Source organism: Pantoea sp. AN62 (assembly GCF_050432985.1).
Classification (GTDB): Bacteria; Pseudomonadota; Gammaproteobacteria; order Enterobacterales; family Enterobacteriaceae; genus Pantoea; species Pantoea brenneri.
This window is the reverse complement of the sequence record NZ_JBNPYB010000019.1, coordinates 37,564-58,517: the sequence shown is the minus strand read 5'-3', so window position 1 is coordinate 58,517 and position 20,954 is coordinate 37,564. Positions and strand designations below refer to the sequence as shown.

Here is a 20,954-nt window from a genome sequence, read left to right as displayed (position 1 = left end):
CGGCCATTATCAACGGCGTCTGCACAGGCGTTGCGTGTGGTAACCCATACCAGCGTCTCCTTCCACCCTTCTGCCCGCCCCCCGCTGCCCGCGGTTATCTCTGCATAAAGCATTCGTCGTGAAGCCACCGCAGCGCCAGAGTCGTATACACTACACAGCGGCGCATTCCGTGAAAGTTCGCGGTTTATAACGCACATTCTGGTCTTATTTCTTGTGCTGACCTTCAGCGCTCAAAGGGAAGATTGCTATGTTTCACCTGATTTTCAGCTTACCCAGCTGGTACGTTATTGCGCGGGTCATTGTTCCCTTATCCCTGCCGCTGGTCGTCAAAATTCTGTTGTCCATGCTGGTGCTGCTGGCTTCCCAGTATCTGCTGATCAGCCGTTTCACCTCGGGCGGCATTTTCTCGGCTGAGATGCCGCGGATCGTTATTATTCTGTTTAACTGGGCTTACAGCACCGTTCTGTTGCTGGCGCTGACCCAGATGCTGATTGACGCGGTGACGCTGGTGGCCCTGCTGCTGCGCCATCCGCTGGAACTGGTGCCCGGCGTACGCTATCTGGCGGTGCTGTTCGCCATGGGACTGGCCACCGTCGGCGTTTACCAGGCGATACGGGTGCCGCCGGTCAAAGACCTGACGCTGGTGATCCCTGACCTGCCGGCAGAATTTGATGGCTATCAGCTGTTACAGCTGACAGATTTACATATCACGCGGCTGTTTAATGCGGCGTGGAGTGAGGCCACGGTGGCGAAGGCGATGACGCTGGGGGTTGACCTGATCGTGGTGACCGGGGATGTGATTGATGGCAGCCTTGAGCATCGGCGCGCCGACGTCGCTCCGCTGCGCGGCCTGCAGGCGCCTGATGGGGTATGGGCGATCACCGGTAATCATGAGTATTTCTTTCATCAGGCGATCTGGACTGAACATCTGGCTTCACTGGGACTTCAGCCACTGCTCAACAGTCATACGGTGATCGAGCGCGGCACGGCGAAGCTGGTGGTGGCCGGTTTGCCCGACGCATCCGCACCGGCCAGGCAGGCACAGGGGCCCGATCTGGCCAAAGCGCTGGAGCATGCGCCCGCCAATGCGCCGGTGATCCTGCTGGATCACCAGCCCCGTAATGCCCGCCATAACGCCGCGATGGGCGTTGATCTGCAGCTGTCGGGCCATACTCACGGCGGTCTGATCGTCGGACTGGACCGGCTGTTTGCGAAACCCAACGGCGGCTTTGTTTCCGGTCTCTATCAGGTGGACGGAATGCAGCTCTATGTCAATAACGGCACCGCGCTCTGGCCGGGCATGGCGGTTCGGCTGGGCCGCCCGTCAGAGCTGACCCGCATTACGCTCAGACGGCAACCCTGATTCACCCGGTCGGGCCTGCTGCGGGACACAGCCGCAGCAGGCCCGGCAAGAGTGATTAGCCGCCCTTCACCACCCGCACACGGTGGCAATCTTCCGGCCCCAGCGGCTCTCCGCTGGCGGATACCACGGCCAGCGGCTGCAACGGCTGTTGGTCACGGTTATCCCTCAGTACCGAATGGGTCTCGCCTGGGGTGAACATATTCTGCTCACCCCACTGACGCATCGCCACGATAATCGGGAACAGCGCGCGTCCGCGTGCTGTCAGCACGTATTCGCTGTAGGCGCTGCCGTCAGAAGCGGGACGCAGATCAAACACGCCCAGCTCCACCAGCAATTTCAGACGTGCGGCCAGGATATTTTTCGCCAGCCCGAGGTTTTTCTGAAACTCGCTGAAGCGGCGGACGTTGTCGAACGCCTCGCGAACGATCAGCAAACACCAGCGCTCACCCACGGCTTCCAGAGTGCGGGCTACCGGGCATTCACTGTTTAACAATGCGGTTTGCTTCGCCATCTTCTCTCCTGCTCTGTTCTGCTTACGTCTGAGTATACCTTAGTGCGGTAATCTGGTTGCTAAAAAAAACCAAAACCGTTAATAATGGCCAACCTGGTTTTAATTTGAAACCAAATCCGCAGGAGGTAAAAATGGCTCAGCCCGACAGCACACCCCGTTCGCTGGTATCAGACGGTGACCGTCTGGTCTCATCAACCCGCAGCAAACCGGTGCCGCTGAAACTGGTGATGCTGCTGGGCGTAACCTGCGCGCTGGCGGTGGGCAACGTCTATTTTGCGCAACCGCTGCTGACCGCCATGGCGCAGACCTTTGCCGTCTCCGCCGGTTCGACAGGCGTGGTGGTAACCGCCACCCAGGTCGGCTATGGGCTGGGGCTGCTGTTTGTCGTGCCGCTGGGCGACCTTTTTAATGGCAGGCTGCTGATTGTCTGCCAGCTGCTGATGCTGGCACTGGCCGTACTGCTGGTCAGCCTTGCCCCGGACTTTTATGCTTTGCTGATCGCCATGAGCCTGGTCGGCCTGATGGCGGTGGTGGTTCAGGTGGTAGTGGCTTACGCCGCCTCACTCTCTTCTGCGGCGCAACGCGGTCAGGTGGTCGGTATGGTTACCGGCGGAGTGGTGCTGGGAATACTTTTAGCCCGACTGACCGCTGGCGCAATCGCCGATCTCGCTGGCTGGCGGGCGGTTTATCTCTCTTCTGCCGCGCTGCTGGTACTGCTGGCCGCGATCCTCTGGCGGACCGCGCCCGGCCAGAGCGTGCCGATGAAAAGGCCCGCCTGGCGAACGCTGATGCGTGCCTTCTTCCGGCTATTTTTGGATGAGCCGCTATTACGGGTGCGCGGAATCCTCGCCATGCTGATTTTTGCGGCTTTCAGCGTGTTCTGGACCGCCATGGTGCTGCCGTTAAGCCAGCTTAACTTTAGTCATACCGAAACCGGATTGTTTGGCCTGGCGGGTATCGCAGGGGCGCTGGCCGCCATCCGGGCCGGACGCTGGGCGGATCAGGGATATGGCCAACGTACCACCGGCATCGGCCTGCTGCTGCTGACGCTGTCATGGCTGCCGCTTGCGTGGCTACATCACTCAATCTGGCTGTTTATTGCCGGGGTGATCCTGCTCGATTTTGCGGTGCAGGCGGTACACGTCAGCAGTCAGAGCCTGCTGCTTCATGGCCGGCCCGACGCAAATCACCGGCTGATCGCTGCCTATATGTGTTTCTACTCTGTCGGTAGCGCCCTCGGGGCCAGCGCCGCCACCCGGGTCTATGCCGGCTGGCAGTGGCCGGGAGTCTGTCTGCTCGGCAGCGCCATCAGCCTGGCGGCACTGCTGTTCTGGTGGGCGACTTTACGTCCCTCTTCTGCTGACGCTCACTCTCCTGCAGGATCGATAAAATGAAAACGCACCATCTGCTGCTGGCGGTAGTGATCACCGCAATCTGGGGAATTAACTTTTCAGTGATTAAACTGGGGCTGAAGGAAGTTGATCCCTTTGTCCTTGCCGGCATTCGCTTTCTGTTGTGCGCCCTGCCCGCGCTGTTTTTTATCGCTAAACCCGCGGTGAAATGGCACTGGCTGATCGGCTATGGGCTGGTATTCGGCGTCGGCCTATGGGGCATGGTCAATCTGGGCATCCGGCTCGGATTGTCTGCCGGCGTCGCCTCGCTGGTGCTGCAATTCAGCGCGCTGTTTACCCTGTTACTGGGAAGTTGGGCGTTTCGCGAACCGCTGTCGCGCTTTCAGTCGGCAGGTATCGCCATTGCGCTCACCGGTTTGTCGTGCATCATTTTTCTGACCGATGGCTCTGTTTCAGTGCTCGGGCTGGGTTGTGTGTTGTTCGGCGCTATCGCCTGGAGCGTGGCCAATATCCTGTATAAGAAAGCGAACAGTCATCAGGTATTCGCTTTTTTAATCTGGTCGAGCCTGTTCGCCCCGATCCCGTTATTCATTCTGTCTTATGCTGTTAATGGGCTGAGTGGCTTTCACGGTTTACTGACTCACGCCCATGGGACAACGCTGCTGTCGATCCTTTTCCAGGTCTATCCCAACACCCTGTTCGGCTATTGGGTCTGGAACGCCTTACTGAAACGCTATCCGGTTTCGACCGTCGCGCCGCTTTCGTTGCTGGTGCCGGTGTTTGGCTTACTGGGATCGTTCTGGATTTTCGACGAGCAGCTGTCAGCGCTGAAACTGGCTGCACTGCTAATTATTGTCAGCGGTCTGACGATCGGCCTGTATGGCGCGCGACTGATGCAGGCGTGGCGTGGCCGATTCGCATCATAATTCACCCATTCCCAGCCGGGAGAGAAGGAGTTCAGCATGATCAGGCTATGTACCGCCTGTGGCACCGCGTATCAGCCACCGCACAGCCCGACAGATCGCTGTAAAATCTGCGACGACCCGCGTCAGTACGTGCCTGCAGGCGGACAGAGCTGGATCGATTTCGATCAGCTGACCGCGCGCCACGCCAATAAATGGACGGCGCACGGCGAGGCACTGCTAAGTATCAAAACTGTGCCGAAATTTGCTATCGATCAACGGGCGTTTCTGCTGCGCACGCCGCACGGAAACGTATTGTGGGACTGCATTGCCAATCTTGACCAGGCGACCCTGGCGCTGGTGAACGCGCTGGGTGGCCTGCACGCCATCGCCATTTCCCATCCGCACTACTACACCACGATGCAGGAGTGGGCCGCCGCATTTAACGCACCGATATATCTGCACGATCGCGATCGCGAATGGATTGTGCGTGACAGCCCGCATCTCAAACTATGGCAGGGCGACTCATTGCCGCTGCTGCCTTCACTGACGCTGTTGCGGCTGGGCGGCCATTTTCCCGGCGGCTGCGTGCTGCATTGGGCCGAAGGTGACGGCGTGATCCTGGCGGGCGACATTCTGCAGGTCACGCCCGGGGCGCATGGCGTTTCATTTATGTGGAGTTACCCGAATATGCTGCCGCTCCCGGCTGCCGCGGTGCAGCGTATAATGCAACGGCTGTCGGGCGTGACGTTCGGGCAGGTTTACGGCGCATTCGAAGGTCAGGATATTCGCCAGCAGGCGAAAGAGAAGGTGATGCGATCGGGGCAAATCTATCTGGACTGTCTGCAGGACCGCGACGGGTAACCGCAGAACCGGGATAAACAGCGGGCAGTTCATTCGCCGAGGAAGCAGACTGTTCAAGCAGTACCGCATTTTGCTGCGTTGCCTGGTCCATCTGGTTAACCGCAATGTTGATTTGCGCAGTGCCACTGCTTTGCTCTTCTGACGTCGCAAAGATATCAAGCATCAGCTGATCGATTCGCTGCTCCGCCGCCGGCTGTTTTGCGCTATCCATCATGCTTTGATGACGATACAACGCAATGCCGAGCTGATTGGTGGCACTGATCGATTTGTTTAAATCACGGATGCTGGGAATCGCGTTCACCTGCACATATTCAAAACGAGACTGGAAGCCCGATATCACTGATGAAGAAATAATCACCTGCACGATCAGGGACATGGCAAGCAGTGAAAATAGCGATACCAGTCGCTGTGTAATAGTCATAGGTGCTCTCTGTGTAACAGATTAAAAAAAGAACAAGGTGATTAGCTGAATCGATCTTATCTGCGCTGTTTAATCTGACTTTAATTAATCCCCGGCACTATATATTTTAATTATTACCTGCAAGCTGCGCATTCTGAACGATGCAACTCGGATGATTTAACCGTTATTTATGCCGGAAGGGATACATTATTTTACATCTGCGTTTATTGATTTTTTTCTCAGCGCCACAATTAATCTGCCGGGCGTGAGAATCTGTGCAGCAGTAACTTTCTGGCCCCTGATGATTAGCCCGCTTATTGTGCAATTTTAATTTGGGTTAGCGGTGTGCGGAATTTCTCACAGCGAAACAATATTGTCTGCCAGTGCAGTCAGCAGCCCTGCATTTGAGGGTGATTTTCAGCTTTCGCGCCACAAGGCATAAAAAACTCACGGAGGATGGCGGCTGATTTACATCAGAATATCTGATCAAAAAATGGGGGATTCTTTTAGTCACTCTGAACAACAAGCCGGTAATCAGGGCTGATTCTGTCAGGGCCAAATTAAACCTGTGATTGGGCTGGCATTAACAGAATAGTGGTCTATGCTCACTGGCCCGACCAGGCTCAGGCCAGGTCCACAGCAATAGCATTTACAATAAAAAAAGGAGTCATTATGGATTTAGCCACTTTTGAAGCAAGAACCGGCCTTTGGCCACATATGCAATTTACCGATGTGGAATATGAAGTGTGCGGCGATCGTGTCGAGATTTATGCCATTGATGTCAGCCGTCAGACCAAGAGTAAGCTGTTCATCTGCCGCGTACTGAATGAACAGCAGGCAGAATCGCTGACCGCCCAGTTTAAAGAGTGGTTACCTAAACTGCGGCTTAAAAAACGCAAAGTGGCGGTGAACCTTGCACGCCTCAATTGTGAAAAGAGTTATCCCGCCAGCCTGAATCGTCCGGCCGCGCACTCAGCCAGTCGCCAGCTCTGATCACGGCGGCGGCCGTCCCTTCAGCCTGATCGCTAGCGGTCAGGCTGGTCAGACACCTGAATCGCTGTTGCCGCAAAGCCTGGGGTTAGCGCTGTTTCCGGCAGCTCGAACAGCCGATAGTCACCTGACTCAATCGAGATGTCACGAAACAGCGTAATGTGGATCTCTATCCACTGATTAGCGGCCCGCAGAGTATGCGGCCGGTTACACCGTTCCAGTTCAGCGACAAAATCACGGGTACTTACCGTCCACTCGCCATTGCCGCCCCGGCGCATGACCTGATGGAACGCGCTATGAATCTCATCTGACTGTGGCATTCTTCTTTTCTCACAGAGACTGTATAGATAAACAGTATTACCGATCGCCAATCTGATCAAGCGGCTTTTCTTTTTCGCTGCTTTATTGCTGGTTCTGAAAGGTCTTTTCCTGCCTCTGTAACACTTCAGCGTCTGTTGGGACGCCAGCCCCCTGCCTGACGCGCCTGATCGGGAAAAAGGGGTGCGCCTGCCCCGAGCAATTAATTTTATAATCCTTTAATTTTATTGATTTTTAATTAATTCGCCGCTGAGCACATTCCGCCCGCTGTTCTCCGCTTGCCTTTCTGCAGCGGTGACTTTAAGCCAAATCTTAGAAAACGTTTTCATATAAGCGTAACGCATTGATAAGCAACAACATCACCCACCCTTCGCTTTTTAATCATTTGATATCTAATTAAAAAACTGAGTAAACGTAACGGCAAAGCTGGCGGTTTTGCCCTATCTTTAAATGGCTCTGTAACGAAACCCACTTCATTTACAGAGTGATCTAACTCCTACCCTTGCCCCCTTTTACCGGGGGCTCTTTTTTGCTCGCCGGTTATTTCCGCTGGCTCAGATGTTATTCCACAATACAGGCCTTATCTCCCGCTTCGCTATCCGCTGAAACGTGCTGAATCGTCGCCTGATTGCGGGGATTAGCACGTGCAGAATCAAGTCAAATGCGCATTTAACGATCGATATAGTTAGGAACGGTTATTTATTTGTAACGTTATAATTCAACAATCTGAGTTATTGCCGAAATCACGGATGATATTACGTTGAAAGTAATGCAATTTTTCCTTAATACTGTTTCGGCAGTTTTTTGGCGTCTAAAAATTAGTCAGTAATGGCGTGGAAACTGTCGATAAAAAAGCGTAATAATCCCGTTAACACCCTATTAACCGGCGCCTCACCAGGGAAGCCGTCAACCAATAAAAAAATGTTCTGCCCGTTTTCTTGCCCCTGCCTGTCTGGCAGGGGCTTTTATTTTTCACGGTGTTCCCGCCGCCTCCCGCTAATGCTCTGCCAACAAAACTACCGTTGCCTGTGTGGATAGTGAACCTCTGCCCCGATACTGACGCAAACCATGCGCCCAGCAGAGGCATGAATACCCCGCTGTTGTACCGCTAACCGCTAACGACGCTGTGCTATGGTTGCAAAGCCAACACCAGCCATGTGAGTCCGCCTATGCTTTCCACCATCATTTACCGCAGCCAGCTGACGTCCTGCGTCTCGTCTGAGAGATTGCAGGCGCTGGTCGATCATGCCGGTTCGAAAAATGCGGCCATTCAGGTGACCGGGATCCTGTTATTTGATGGTCAGCATTTTTTTCAGGTGCTGGAAGGCAACATGGAGGCGGTTCTCACTGTCTACCAGCGCATCAGTCAGGACGATCGGCATTTCAACCTGATTGAATTAATGCGGGATTACGCGCCAGCCCGCCGCTTTGGCCACGCCGGTATGGAGCTGTTTGATCTGCGCGACTACCAGGACAGCACCGTGGTTGATGCGCTGCTTAGTCGTGTCACGCTGAATGCCGAGCGGGTGAAAGGCGATCGGGTGGTGAAATTTTTACGTTCGTTTGTTGAAGGGCGCGATAAAGAGACGTTTATTGCGATTGACCCGGCAGATGCCTGGCAACTGATCACTCCGCCATCAGCGGAGGTACCGTTAACTTATCGCCCTGCCCCCGGCCAGCCATGTGAGTTTGCGTTACAGCCGATTGTCGATGTCGCCAGTCGCCGGATTGTCTCCTGTGAAGCGCTGATCCGCGGCCCGCAGGGTGCGTCGCCAGCAGACTACTTTGCCACGCTGCCTGAAGAGATGATCTACCAGGCCGATCTCGATTCAAAAAACTATGCGTTTCAGCTGGCTCGCCACGTGGGCATGCAGCATCAGACCCTGTCGGTCAACCTGCTGCCGATGTCGCTGGTGGTGATCGAGCATGCGGTTGATCGACTAATCCGGCAGATCACCCGACAGGGTTTACGTCCTGAGCAGGTGGTGGTCGAGGTGACTGAAGATGAAGTTATTTCGCGCTTTGATGAGTTTCAGTTTGCCGTTCAGCAGCTGAAAGCCGCCGGGATCAGCCTGGCGCTGGATGATTTTGGCGCGGGCTTTGCCGGCCTGTCGCTGTTAGCGGATTTTCAGCCGGATAAGGTCAAAATCGATCGCAAGCTGATTATGGATATTCACCGCAGTGGTCCCCGTCAGGCCATCGTGCTGGCGATCCTTAAATGCTGCAACGCGCTGGAAATCACCGTCATTGCAGAAGGCGTAGAGAAGATTGAAGAGTGGCTGTGGCTGGAAAGCGCCGGCGTTCGCTATTATCAGGGCTTCCTGTTTGCCCGGCCAGCGCTTAATGCCATTCCGCCGGTAAGCTGGCCTGAGCGGCGTCTTCCGGGATAATCGACTCTTTTTCCGAACTTTGACCTGGCTCACACCGCTTCGCTGCAAACAGCAAAGGCTGTGCCAGGCTTAATCCACCCGCAGGCATAACGCCTGACCGGTAATGATTTAGTCCCCTGGATAACAGCCTTAAAGTGGAGGTTCACCATGAACGAAGATCGCATTGGCGGTAACTGGAAGCAGTTCAAAGGTAAAGTTAAGGAAAAATGGGGCGATCTGACGGATGACGATATGACCGTTGTTGAAGGGAAGCGCGATCAGCTGGTCGGTAAAATTCAGGAACGCTACGGTTACGAGAAAGATCGGGCCGAAAAAGAAGTGAAAGAGTGGGAAGATTCGAACAAATACCGCTGGTAATAGCTGTTCTCGCCGGGCCACGTCGCGCCCGGCACGTCATCTTCCCCCACCTGCTGCACGCTTTTTTCTTCATTCTGCCTTTATCCGATAGTCGCTTAATCTGTCTGCAATTCTTATGGAAATGATTGTTTCTTTATTCGGTTACGGCGCGCATACTGCCGGCGTCATCCCTTTCAGCGGGATCTGAATCCCCTCCGGAAATTTATCATGCCCCAACACTCTACCGACACGGTCTGCGGCCTCGTCGGTGTTCTGCCTGAGACGCTGCGCCGCTGGCGACGTGCCGGACTCATGACGCCTCCTGGCCCGGCCGGTTATTCCGACAGCCAGCTAACGCGTGCGCTGTGTGTGCGCGACATGACCTCGGATGGGCATACGCTTTTTGATATTCACGCCTCGCTTCGCTGGCCTGCACTTAAGCTGCAGGGAGGCTGGGCCTGTCGGAAAGAAGAGTTGTTGCAGCTATTACGGTATGAGGCCGATGACGACATCACACGTGAATTACGCACGATGGGCGCGAACTACAGTGGCGATGATTATGTGAATCGCTATCTGCGACCGCTAAACCTCTGGCTACGTAGCGACGCCAGTGAAGGGGCAGCAGCACGTCAGCAGCGCTTCCACTCTGCGATTGTCACCCAGTGGCAACATCTGGCGCTGGCTGCCCAGCGGCGTAGCACCGTGCCGCTGTTTCTTGAGGCGGTGAGCGTCACCGATGAAACTGAGATCTGGATGGAAGCCATTCGACTGAATGGACAGGGATTTCGGGTTGAGGTGGCTGCAATTGCGTCTGGCGAACCCGCCGTGGCGCATCACCGGTTTGAGCACCACCTGATGTGGTGCAGTGATGGGATCACTCCGCTGATGAACGCGGCGTATCAATCGATGCTGGAGGCAGGCAAACCGGTGATGCTGACCGGAACCGACACCCGGCTCAAAGCAGAAGCAGAAACAACCCTGCTGGCTGCCAGCGCCTGATCCTCGCCCGCTGCGGCAGCGTCGTCGGATAAACCTCCGGCCGGATCTGACGATCAAAAAAGGCGGAAGGCCTCCTGAGCCGCCTTCCGCCATACTGTTTAGCTCCCACCGCTTATTCCTGATGTTCCAGCGTCCGGGGTGCCCCGCCAACCTCAATCGGAATACGGCGAGGTTTCTCGCTTTCCGGAATTTCCTGCAGTAATCCTACGTTCAGCAGGCCATCTGCCAGGCTGGCGCCGGTCACTTTCATGTGTTCAGGGATCGAGAAGCTCAGCCGGAAATCGTGACGCGCGATGCCCCGGTAGATCCAGCCGCTTTTCTCATCTTTCGCCTCCTCAGCCCCGTCGGATGCCGTGGTTTCTTTCTTACCGGCGACCGAAAGGCGTCCGCCGCTCAGTTCGATTTCAAGCTCGTGCTCTTTCCAGCCGGGCACGCTCACCGTCAGTGCGTAGCGGGCATCGTCAAGCCGCTGCAGATCGTAAGCCGGTACAGACGCGACCTGACGGTCGCCGGTAAGCTGGCTGAACAGTTTATCAATGCGGCTGAAGCGATCTGATAACGCGGAATCGGCCAGCGATGGGAAGACAGAGATCTGATGTAAAGACATGGTGACAACCTCCTGAATAATGTTCATCCAAAAGCTCATCTGACCGGTTATCAATCGCCGGTCACTGGTATAAATAATGCCTTTCTCTGCGCTTTCAAGTCCCGTAAATAAATTTTTTATCCTAATAAAAGCAATCGTTTATTAAATAATATCGCCCGTGATGAAGCGCTATTTCTTTGAATGGGGAGCGAGGCAAAAGTGCGGATGTCGGCCGGCCAGCAGCAGCAGCAGTTCATATTCGCCCTGACTTAACAGCGTCGGGTTTACTGCGGCTTCTTTGGTTTGCCAGACGCGCAGGCTGAGGTCGAAGCGCTCAGCGGCGCTCTGCTGAGAGAGTCCCGCAGCAAGACGAAGTTCACGGACATTATTCTGAACCACTACAGGCTGCTGGGAAGGACGATTAACCAAAAAAAACTCCTTTGAAATGAGTGACCCGCGCAAAAAATTCATCGCCGCTTTTTATCGAAAGCGAAGCGTTACGGACGCGGCCCGGATGTTTTGACATGAGAATAATTGACCATTTTAATTAAATGTCAAATGTCAAATGTCAGGCTTATCTTTTATGTGCAGTCAGTGAATAAGCGAAGCGGCTTAATCTGCCAGTAAATCGTCATTTTTCAGTTTTTTAGAATGTGTTATTTCCAACACCAGGAATTTTCCTGATATTTTCGCGTGCGTTAAATCAGGGATTATTCCGCTACTCTGCCTTCCCATCATTCATCAGGATGGTTGGTTTAACCTGAGGATAATTTTTCAGGACCGATAACCAAAAAAAGCAGAGGAGAATAAAGCGATGAAAAACCCTATTCAGCGGCGCGTACCTGAAGATCTGTCGCGGGTGGAGATACGAGAGCAATGGCAAATCACTTACTGGACTCAGGAACTGAAAACTACCCAGGAGCGGCTGACACGCGCCATCCGGGAGACGGGTCCGCAGGCTGACCACGTGCGTGACTGGCTGGAGAAAAATCCACCGCCGCGACAGCCGCAGCAGCCAAAAACGGCTGGCAAGCGTTAAACGGATGGCCGCCGGAGCGTCAACGTCAGCGTCGCTCTTTCTGCGGTTTACGGCCCCGCAGTGAGGACAGCTGAGAGGGATAATTGAGGTCAGTCTGGCTGCCCTGCTGGGGTTTTATCTGTTAATTTAGGATGTTACCCGCCCTGGTCCGTCAGGGCGCTGACGGTTTATTCGCTGAGTTTACTTTTTAACCATTAATATAATCCCAAATTAATTGTCTGCAGAATGAATGATAATTGATTATCAGTCGGCTAATAATCGTTAAGCCCCTTTACAGAGTATTGCGCCCTGACTGTGAAAATAAAAACGGCTGTCGATAAAATTACCGAATCGTAAACAGGCATGAAATGCGTTAAAGAAAATAGTAAGAGACACCCGCCGTCGAGTCACTTATCATCACTGTGAAAACAATAAATATGCGTTATTTCCTTTCGCCCGAACCGCACCTGGTTCCGGTCAGTTACCGTACAATTTCTCTTTTTATTTCGTGCCGTCACCAGACAGTACGAAGGACACACACAGATGCTAAAAAATTTAAACGGCGACGATGAACGCCGTACCCGTGCTTTGCAGGCGCTCAGCCGGCCTGACGAAAGTCGCGACGATGTCCTCAGGAAATTTGTCAGGTTAGCCAGCCAGGCGCTGAGTATTCCGGGCAGTTTTATTTCCGTGCTGGATGATGAATATCAGACGGTACGTGCAGCACACAATTTTGCCCTTGAGCGTTCATCACGCCAGGACTCCTTATGCCGTCACGTGGTCGACAGTGATAGCGCCGTTATCGTTCCTGATACTTATCTTGATGCACGCTTTGTTACTCATCCGTTAATTACCGGCGCTCCCTTTATTCGTTTTTATGCTGGCGTGCCGTTAAAAAACCGCGAAGGTATTATTCTGGGGACCTTATGCGTCACCGATACCCATCCCCACCCTTTTGGTGCCGATCAGGTCACTACGCTGAAATTACTTTCAACGCTGGTCATGTCGTTTCTGGAGGCGTGGCATTCCGCTGGCTTTGCCGATCCGGTCACCGGCCTGCCAAACCGTCAGCGGCTGATCCGCGATCTGCAATATCTGGCCGTGGCGGGCGATACCACGCCGCGCCGTCTGGTGCTGATTGATTGCATCGATATGTCACGCGCTTACGAACTGGCTCGCACCATGGGTATGGGGCCGGTTGAAAATCTGCTCAAAGATATGGCGACCCTGCTGCCGCTGCGCCTGCGCCCGGCGGTCGGTGAAATGATCTATACGGTTGCCACCGGCCGGTTCGCTATCCTGACCCGGGCGGACAGCCGCCTGAGTGCGGCGTGGGTCGCCGGGCGTCTGGAAGGGATCAGTGCCGATATGGACGAAGGATTATCGGTGGCGCTCACTACGCATACCGGCGAAGCCGACTTTACTGCGGGCAGCGTGCCGGCGCCGGAAGTGCTCCGTCGCGCCGTCAGTGCGCTCAACGAAGCTGTGGGCCGGGGAGTGCCATCGCAACGCTTTGACGCCGCCACCGAAATGCAGCGCACCGAAGATTTCGTTCTGATGACCGATCTCAAAATAGCGCTGCGTGACAATATCGGGCTCTATCTGGTCTATCAGCCAAAAATTTGTCTGCACAGCGGTAAGCCGGTCGGGCTGGAAGCGCTGGTCCGCTGGCATCACCCCACGCGCGGCGAACTCTCCCCGGCGAGTTTTCTCCCGCTGGCGGAGCAAACCGACCTGCTGTCGACGCTGACGGCCTGGGTAATCGATCAGGCGGTAGATCGTCTGCGGCGACTGCGGAATAACTGTATCCAGCTGCCTTTAACCGTCAATGTCAGCGTGCGCGACTTCTCACGCGAGGGCTTTGCCGCTGCGCTTGAAAATAAAATGCTGAAGGCAAAATTGCCGACGTCGCTGCTGGGTATCGAGTGTCTCGAAACCGAACGCATTATTGAAAGTCCCACGGCGTTACGCGGGCTGGAAATGCTCAAACAACGTGGTTTTGGCATTTCACTCGATGATTTCGGATCGGGCTACAGCAATATCAGTTATCTGCGACGGTTGCCGCTTGATGTGATTAAGCTGGATCGTTCACTGATCAGTGAGCTCTCTTCAGATACCGCTTCCCGTATCATCGCCCGTAGCATTATCGCCATGCTGAAAGAGCTGGACTATGTGGTGCTGGCAGAAGGCGTCGAGTGCCCGGATGCTGTGACCTCGCTGACTGAATATGGCTGCGATCAGGCACAGGGCTACTTCTACTCGAAACCGTTAACCGAAGAAGCCCTCAATCACTGGCTGCACTGGAAGCTACGCGGCGAATGCCGTTGAGGCTGGCACGGCACAGGTCCGGCCGAGAATAGCCAAAGCGTTGTCTGTAACAGACAGCGCTTTTTTTTGTCGGCGATCAGGCGGGGGAAATCAGGCGCCACGATAGTCATTCAAAATAATTGACCTTTAACAGCAAAATAAGACTATTTTTCTTTACCGTCATTGCGCCTACTATTCATTCCATCGAGGCAGAACGCCTCTTCCGAATTAAAACGAACTGAGGAAATGACCATGAAAACCATCAAAACTTTCGTTGCTGTTACTGCACTCTCCCTGATCTCTTTCGCTGGTTTTGCCCAGAGCATCACGGCTACCGCCTCTACTCTGGACGCGGCTGAAGCAAAAGTCGCTGCACAGGCGAAAGATGCTGGCGCGTCATACAAAATTACCGGTGCCCGCGTCGACAACCGCGCCTATGTGTCGGCTGAGCTGATTAAATAAGCCCATCTGTTCTGTATAAAGGCTGCCTGCAAGGCGGCTTTTTTTTTGCCTGCTGCTTTTACCACGCTCAGCCTGTGCCCCCTTTTCACACTCCGTCTTAAACCTCATTACTGCCGGTTCAGACGGGCCGCATCGGGTCAGCGTTTAGCCGCTACGGTTAAAAACAGGTTAACGGCAAATTTGCCGTTTCGCTTACTGCCACCTGTGATGGTGCAGTGTGTGCGACAGTGAATAAGGTTAGATGCAACATTATTTGAACAATGTTAGCGTGTGCCCGACAATCACATTAAATCGGAGCTGCACATGCTGACCACAATAATATATCGCAGCCATATTTCGGATGACTTTCCGATCAAAACGGTGCCCGAAATGGTCGTAAATGCCAGCAAAATTAATGCGGCTCACGATGTGACCGGTATTTTACTGTTCAACGGCACCCATTTCTTTCAGCTGCTGGAAGGCCCTGAAGCGGGAATACTCGCCGTTTACCGGCGGATTTGCGCTGATAAACGCCATCACAATGTGGTGGAGTTGATGCGCGACTACGCGCCTTCACGCCGTTTTGGTAACGCCGGCATGGAACTGTTCGATCTGCGCGAGCACGATCGTTCTTCCGTACTGCAGGCGGTGCTCGATAAAGGCACGTCAAAATATCGCCTGACCTATGACGATCGGGCGCTGCAATTTCTGCGTACCTTCGTTGAGTCACGCGAGAAAGAAAACTACTACGAAGTTCTCCCGCCAGGCTACTGGGAGTTTATTTCTGAACGCAGCGATGTGCCGGATTCCAGACCCGTTACCGAAGGGGTCAGCTTTCGCCCGGTCGTCGATCCGCTGGCCCGTCAGGTCACCGCTATCGAAGCGACCACGACCCGTCCGGCAGGATCGCTGTCTGAAGATTCAGCCAGCCAGCAGCTCTATTTTGACGATCTTGAAACGGTGAAAAAGACCTTTGCCCATGCCGGCCTGGTCTGCCCGGACGGCATGACGCTTTACGTCAGCCTGCTGCCGATGACGCTGGTGGTGGTGCCGGATGCGGTGAAGCTGATTGTGGCGGCGATTGAGCAAGCGGGTCTGGTGCCCGAGCAGGTGGTTATCGGGGTCAGCGAAACTGCTGTCATCTCACAGCTTGATGCATTTTCACAAGCCGTGCGCGAGCTTAAAGCGGTGGGGATCAGCTTATCTGTCGACAACTTTGGTGACGGCTCAGCTGGCTTGTCATTACTGACCCATATTCAGCCAGATCGTATCCGCATCGATGCCGGCATCACCCGTGATGTTCACCGCAGCGGACCAAAGCAAGCGGTGGTACAGGCGATTATTAAATGCTGCTCAGCGCTGGAAATTACGGTGATCGCAGCCGGTATTGTGCAGGCTGAAGAGTGGATGTGGCTGGAAGCGGCGGGCGTAATTAACTTTCAGGGGACGCTGTTTGCCGCTGCTGGACGTTATGATCCAGAGTCGGTGGCCTGGCCGGAATACCGCGAAGCGATGTAATCGCCGCACAGCGGGACAACACCTGAACGGGGCTCGCCGTATGGCGGGCCTTTTTTTATCGTGATCCGCGGCACCTGTTCTGCTATTGATCGCGCGCAGACGACAACCTTGCCGGGAGTGCGTACCACATTGAACCTTCACGTCAGAGCCGCGACCGCCGCCGATACAGCCGATCTGTTTCATATCCGGACTTCCGTGACTGAAAATGTGCTGTCTCACGAGGATCTTCAGGCGCTGGGCATTACCCCGGCCGCGATTGAAGCGATGATTAATACCTCAACCTGCGCATGGATCGCAGTGTCTGGCTGCAAAGCGGTGGGGTTCTCTATGATCCTGCCGGAAGAAGGCTGTCTGTTTGCCGCTTTCGTCCTTCCGGCTTATGAAGGCGCAGGCATTGGAAAACGGCTGGCAGAGGAAGCTGAAAACCAGCTGTTTCTTCATCATGACCTCATCTGGCTGGAAACCGGTGAAGCGACCCGCGCCGCAGGATTCTATCGTCACAGAGGATGGATTACGGCGGGTGAAGCAGCGGCAGAGAAGGATATCCGGATGATCAAACAGTCGTCATGGTGTTCAGCCTGAAGATAGGCGATCCGGTGTTATTCTCAGGGAGAAGCAATGCTAGCCGGGCGACCTCGATTCAGGGAACAGCAAAGACGCTTTAATTTGCATAACCACTGTAGCGAGTAAAAAGCCAGACTAACCACTGTAGCGAGTGACCGTATCACTTCTGAGACGCTGTTTCGCTTTAATAAACCTCAGCACCTGCGGCAAAGATATCGACTATAGCGAGTAAAAATAGCCTGCAAAGATCATCAACAACCACTGTAGCGAGTAATTTTGCGCAATAAATATCCGGGTTTCCGGCGAAAGAGGCTTAGCCGATCAATTCTTCAGCGGATAACCACTATAGTGAGTGCCCGCCTACCGCAACATCGCCACCCATAACCACTGTAGCGAGAAGTCCTTCTCTCTCCGCTATCACTCTCTTACTCAGCGCTGAGCACTGACTCACACAACAACTTATCGCAATTGTTTATGCCTCCTCGCTGCTTTTCGCGCTCAGCCAACCACTGTAGCGAGTAGCCTGAAAGCGGGTAGCCGCTAACATCGGCGTTATAACGCGCATTGACACCTTCATTCAACACGGCAGCGTGCCCTTTCAGCCCGCTCTGCAGGGTGATCGTCTGCATTCGTTGCAAGCTAACCACTATAGCGAGTGATTCCCTGCCCGGTTTGCAGCCTTTTTTAGCTGTCGATCTCAGGCAGCACCATCCTGACCGCTCAATATCCACTATAGCGAGAAGCCTCGCATATTTGTGCTAACCACTGTAGCGAGTAAAAATCCGCTTTCAGCCGGGTTATCAGCCTGTTGGGAGAGATCATTTGAAGCCAGCTGTGTTTGATAACCACTATAGCGAGTATTGAGTCTGCCCAGCGCTGCTTGTTCCCATTTGATAACCACTGTAGCGAGAAAGTAACAGCGTAACTGAACATTATCCGAACAAAAAAGTAGCTAATCTGGCTTAAAAACCAGCAATTAACCACTGTGAAGCGTAAACCGGCGAGGAAATCGCTGTTTTCAGGCAGTTAAAAGAGGATTTAGACAAGGCAGATGTGGCTGACAACCACTATAGCGAGAACGTTAAGACTGACGAGCGACGTGTGAAGCTGCACAGGAGCAGAACCACAGGCAAGGCTCCCTTTTCAGCGTATGTGGTACCACTACGGATAACCACTGTGATGAGCATCGCAAACGCGCTGGCTGGTAGCAGCAGGCTGAACGAGAGCAGCATAGCGGGGAGAACCGTGTCAGTGATCACTAACAGCAGACATGGTAAGGCTTAGCAGGTAAGCAGGCACCAGGGAGGAAATGAATAACCACTATAGCGAGTGATCTATCTCACCATAGTGGTTAGTACTCACTACAGCGGTTACCTGAAACGGTAGCCTTCTCGCTACAGTGGTTAGTTTGCGACATTGCTCACATTCTCGCGGCTGGTGTCGCAAAACAGTTAGCCTTTTTTTTCTTTACGGATTTTATTCAGGAGCTCTTTCTCTTCACGCGACACCATCACCAGCTCACTGCTCTCCTCCTCTTCCGGAATGATATCCGGCAGACTCATATCCATGAGCTCCGTATCGCTGTCGATATCGTCATAATCATCCATATCATCGTCAATTAAACCTGACTGACTGAGCGGCAGTTCTGCCGGCCGCAGCTTCGGATGACGATAGTGGACCCAGAAGTAGACTGACGAGCCGCGCTTGGTTTCGGTGTAGTCAAGGTAGCCGATCTCTTTCAACTGCTCCATCGCTTTTCTGACGGTCGCATTTTGCGTGATCACGCGAGAGGTCAGGTTAAGTCTGGCGCGCAGCCGGGCCATTGATATTGGCGCAGGCTTCGGCGGCAGGCTTTCGATGAAGGTATATAACGCCTGGGCGGACTCTTTTCGCGCCAGTTCATTGATGGCTTTGAGCTGCAACAACACTTTACGGTCGAACTGATACAACTCAAAGATCTTGGGATCGGCCTGCAACGTCACGGTATCTTTTTTAATACTGTATTTGGCGGACTGCACCAGGTGCGTCGTGTAGTTTTCGCCGCCCTTGCTGGTGAAGGTTAAGGTATTGGAGGCGATACGCGTCAGGGAAGCGTCCAGACGGTTCCTGAGCTTCGACGAGAGACGAACAGAGGGAATGCCACACAGTTTGGCGAATTCGACAAAAGAAAGCGTTACCGTGTCTCCCAGACACTCGTGCGTGGCAAAAGCACGGATGATCCCCACCCACGTTTTGAAATCGTTATCCATATCCAGCCGGGCACCGAGGATCTTGATATTGTCATACCCCTCCGATCGGACCAGAGACAATTGTTTAAGATCCTGCGTAACGTCCATCGCATTCATCTGGTTTTTCTGACTGCGCGCGGTGGATTTTAGCGTAGGAACAAACAGGCCCAGCCTCATCAGAGCAACCGGCTGCACCGTGTTATTACTGTTGGGCGTCAGGGTAACAACTTCACCGGTACGTTTGTCGGTTTCGCTAAACGCTTCAGCTATGTTCAGGATATCTGGTTCTTTTTTCGGCATGCGGAAGATCCGTGAAGTGAACAAGCGAGAGTCGCCGTTACTCGATACAGTGGATACTAGCACTCACTATAGCGGTTAATCTACTCGCCATAGTGGTTTTTTGTCTCGCTACAGTGGTTGGTTTACTCGCTACAGTGGTTAGTGATCCGCTCTCAGAGCAGCGATACCATGGCCTCAGGCCGTATAGGGATCTCTTAGGAACTTATTATGATCTTATGAGGATCTGTTATTGGATCTAACCGGTGGATAAAACGGCTGAATCGCTCTCATTTTGCGGTGGATAAAGAAAATTAACTCTCCGGCCCACTTCCCTGCCCTCAGCTGCGATCCGCTGATGATACGGTTTATGGCCTGTTTCTAGAAACACCGGTTATGCACAGGCAAAGGGGCATTTACTCGCTACAGTGGTTATTGGTCACTCGCCAGCGCGGTTGTTTATCTCGCTACAGTGGTTATTTTACTTGCCACAGTGGTTATTCTTCTCGCTATAGTGGTTATCAACACCTCCTCAGCCCTTATGCTACAAGGCCCTGGCGGTAGCGGGGATCTATTAAGGATCTCAGTTTGATCTATAGAGGATCGAACAATTGGATCTGACCTGTGGATAATGAGGATAAAAAGAGCAAACATACCGGGAAAACAGTGGGAGAACTGGCAAGAAGGTTTGAGGAATAGCCAGGGCGAACGTTAAGAGTGAAAACCGTCCCTAATCTGCCAGAGCAAATCAAAGGAAAATAAAGCACAAATCTGATAAGGCGAGACTGTACTGACGCTGGATAAAACTAACCAGCAAACAGATGCGGAGAAAACAGCTTTGATTAGGTTAAGTTGATACCTTTTACCGTTTCGCAGCAGAGGTGTTAAAAGAAGCATTGTACTATTCGCCCTGACTCACTTCAGGTAACCGTCAAACCTGACGCATGCGTAATGCCATGGTTTGATGCATTAACAGCGGTGTCAGCCATATCGATAACCAGCCCGGTGTTTAGTCAGGCACCAGATTCATGGGTAAGAAGTATTTAACGACATTTAGCGACTCTCTCCTCTGCTCAACTAAACCGTTTTATTCATCCTTCTCAGACAAAATTTTCACCATAGAAATATCAATGTAAGTATTTGATTAAAAATGACTTTTTTTGGATTTTCATGATGAAAACACCGTGAATTTACCCTGAAAATCAGGATTGCGGAGTTCGTTATTATGGGCGCTGTAGGCTTAACAAAGCGATTCTCAGCACAAAACTTGTGCTCAATGCTTACGTTAATCCATCCGGCTATAGCAGTGAGTAAAAACCATCATAAGTAAAATCGTGAAACTTCCCTCTAAACAGTGGCTGAGAAATGAAGGTTTGAGTTCTGAAGGCCATAAGTTCACTGTCGGATGGCACATCCACTCAATGAGGTTGTGAGGTCTCTCTGGCTGGCAATATATATTTGCTGTCAGACCGGCTCGTTTTAAGCAGGTCAATTCCCCCTCCCCTTTGAGTAGGTAGTTCATACGTGAAATGCTGCTGTTGGAAGAGTCAGCTTTTTAATCAGCCAGAAGAGGGGCTTTTCCAGAAATTAG

The 20,954-nt window shown here is 53.2% G+C and carries 18 protein-coding genes and 1 pseudogene; 13 read left to right on the top strand and 6 right to left on the bottom strand.

Going from position 1 to position 20,954, the window contains the following annotated elements; all coding sequences use genetic code 11:
- The first annotated feature begins 247 nt into the window (after positions 1 to 247).
- Positions 248 to 1,363 carry a metallophosphoesterase gene (locus FHW04_RS20235; RefSeq protein ID WP_046289425.1) on the top strand — a complete coding sequence of 372 codons (1,116 nt, stop codon included), beginning with the start codon at positions 248 to 250 and terminating at the stop codon, positions 1,361 to 1,363.
- A gap of 55 nt (positions 1,364 to 1,418) precedes the next feature.
- Here FHW04_RS20235 and FHW04_RS20230 read toward each other — a convergent pair whose 3' ends face one another.
- Positions 1,419 to 1,874, bottom strand: coding sequence for a winged helix-turn-helix transcriptional regulator (locus tag FHW04_RS20230; RefSeq protein ID WP_031378196.1), 456 nt, complete (start codon positions 1,872 to 1,874; stop codon positions 1,419 to 1,421).
- A gap of 131 nt (positions 1,875 to 2,005) precedes the next feature.
- Between FHW04_RS20230 and FHW04_RS20225 the strand changes: the two genes are divergently transcribed.
- The 3 genes from FHW04_RS20225 to FHW04_RS20215 are packed head-to-tail and all read left to right on the top strand — an operon-like array spanning position 2,006 to position 4,992.
- Positions 2,006 to 3,268, top strand: a complete 1,263-nt coding sequence (locus FHW04_RS20225) for an MFS transporter (RefSeq protein WP_089562184.1) — start codon at positions 2,006 to 2,008, stop codon at positions 3,266 to 3,268.
- Positions 3,265 to 4,152, top strand: a complete 888-nt coding sequence (locus tag FHW04_RS20220) for an EamA family transporter (protein ID WP_069729890.1) — start codon at positions 3,265 to 3,267, stop codon at positions 4,150 to 4,152. The genes FHW04_RS20225 and FHW04_RS20220 overlap by 4 nt, the downstream gene beginning before the upstream one ends.
- Positions 4,153 to 4,188: 36 nt before the next feature.
- On the top strand, positions 4,189 to 4,992 hold the full coding sequence (locus FHW04_RS20215) for an MBL fold metallo-hydrolase (RefSeq protein WP_089562183.1): 804 nt from the start codon (positions 4,189 to 4,191) through the stop codon (positions 4,990 to 4,992).
- Between the two features lie 151 nt (positions 4,993 to 5,143).
- On the opposite strand, the pseudogene FHW04_RS20210 reads toward FHW04_RS20215, so the two are convergent.
- A pseudogene (locus tag FHW04_RS20210) lies at positions 5,144 to 5,413 on the bottom strand (methyl-accepting chemotaxis protein); the annotation flags it as partial.
- A gap of 651 nt (positions 5,414 to 6,064) precedes the next feature.
- Here FHW04_RS20210 and FHW04_RS20205 point away from each other — a divergent pair.
- Positions 6,065 to 6,385: a hypothetical protein gene (locus tag FHW04_RS20205; RefSeq protein ID WP_046289427.1), complete on the top strand. Its 321-nt coding sequence runs from the start codon at positions 6,065 to 6,067 to the stop codon at positions 6,383 to 6,385.
- Between the two features lie 32 nt (positions 6,386 to 6,417).
- Here the strand turns inward: FHW04_RS20205 and FHW04_RS20200 are convergent, their stop codons facing one another.
- A complete protein-coding gene (locus FHW04_RS20200; protein WP_227021976.1) occupies positions 6,418 to 6,702 on the bottom strand; it encodes a DNA polymerase V subunit in 285 nt (94 codons plus the stop codon).
- Between the two features lie 1,167 nt (positions 6,703 to 7,869).
- Between FHW04_RS20200 and FHW04_RS20195 the strand changes: the two genes are divergently transcribed.
- From FHW04_RS20195 to FHW04_RS20185, 3 genes are all read left to right on the top strand, one after another.
- Positions 7,870 to 9,090 carry a diguanylate phosphodiesterase gene (locus FHW04_RS20195; RefSeq protein ID WP_031378201.1) on the top strand — a complete coding sequence of 407 codons (1,221 nt, stop codon included), beginning with the start codon at positions 7,870 to 7,872 and terminating at the stop codon, positions 9,088 to 9,090.
- Between the two features lie 147 nt (positions 9,091 to 9,237).
- Complete coding sequence (locus FHW04_RS20190) at positions 9,238 to 9,447, top strand: CsbD family protein (protein WP_031378202.1); 210 nt, start codon at positions 9,238 to 9,240, stop codon at positions 9,445 to 9,447.
- A gap of 207 nt (positions 9,448 to 9,654) precedes the next feature.
- Positions 9,655 to 10,425, top strand: coding sequence for a MerR family transcriptional regulator (locus tag FHW04_RS20185; protein ID WP_089562181.1), 771 nt, complete (start codon positions 9,655 to 9,657; stop codon positions 10,423 to 10,425).
- A 112-nt stretch (positions 10,426 to 10,537) separates the two neighbouring features.
- Here the strand turns inward: FHW04_RS20185 and FHW04_RS20180 are convergent, their stop codons facing one another.
- Together FHW04_RS20180 and FHW04_RS20175 are read right to left on the bottom strand one after the other, a co-directional pair.
- Positions 10,538 to 11,032 carry an Hsp20 family protein gene (locus tag FHW04_RS20180; protein WP_031378204.1) on the bottom strand — a complete coding sequence of 165 codons (495 nt, stop codon included), beginning with the start codon at positions 11,030 to 11,032 and terminating at the stop codon, positions 10,538 to 10,540.
- A 168-nt stretch (positions 11,033 to 11,200) separates the two neighbouring features.
- Positions 11,201 to 11,440, bottom strand: a complete 240-nt coding sequence (locus tag FHW04_RS20175; protein ID WP_031378205.1) for a hypothetical protein — start codon at positions 11,438 to 11,440, stop codon at positions 11,201 to 11,203.
- A 385-nt stretch (positions 11,441 to 11,825) separates the two neighbouring features.
- On the opposite strand from FHW04_RS20175, the gene FHW04_RS20170 reads away from it, so the two are divergent.
- From FHW04_RS20170 to FHW04_RS20150, 5 genes are all read left to right on the top strand, one after another.
- Positions 11,826 to 12,050, top strand: a complete 225-nt coding sequence (locus tag FHW04_RS20170) for a DUF3606 domain-containing protein (RefSeq protein WP_069729819.1) — start codon at positions 11,826 to 11,828, stop codon at positions 12,048 to 12,050.
- 522 nt (positions 12,051 to 12,572) lie between these two features.
- Positions 12,573 to 14,357, top strand: coding sequence for a GGDEF domain-containing phosphodiesterase (locus tag FHW04_RS20165; RefSeq protein WP_069729820.1), 1,785 nt, complete (start codon positions 12,573 to 12,575; stop codon positions 14,355 to 14,357).
- 231 nt (positions 14,358 to 14,588) lie between these two features.
- Complete coding sequence (locus FHW04_RS20160) at positions 14,589 to 14,798, top strand: DUF1471 domain-containing protein (RefSeq protein ID WP_069729821.1); 210 nt, start codon at positions 14,589 to 14,591, stop codon at positions 14,796 to 14,798.
- Between the two features lie 303 nt (positions 14,799 to 15,101).
- Positions 15,102 to 16,295, top strand: coding sequence for a diguanylate phosphodiesterase (locus FHW04_RS20155; RefSeq protein WP_089562210.1), 1,194 nt, complete (start codon positions 15,102 to 15,104; stop codon positions 16,293 to 16,295).
- A gap of 195 nt (positions 16,296 to 16,490) precedes the next feature.
- Positions 16,491 to 16,877, top strand: coding sequence for a GNAT family N-acetyltransferase (locus FHW04_RS20150; RefSeq protein WP_256150713.1), 387 nt, complete (start codon positions 16,491 to 16,493; stop codon positions 16,875 to 16,877).
- Between the two features lie 1,433 nt (positions 16,878 to 18,310).
- On the opposite strand, the gene FHW04_RS20145 is transcribed toward FHW04_RS20150, so the two are convergent.
- Positions 18,311 to 19,387, bottom strand: coding sequence for a RepB family plasmid replication initiator protein (locus FHW04_RS20145; protein ID WP_031377929.1), 1,077 nt, complete (start codon positions 19,385 to 19,387; stop codon positions 18,311 to 18,313).
- Positions 19,388 to 20,954 lie beyond the last annotated feature (1,567 nt).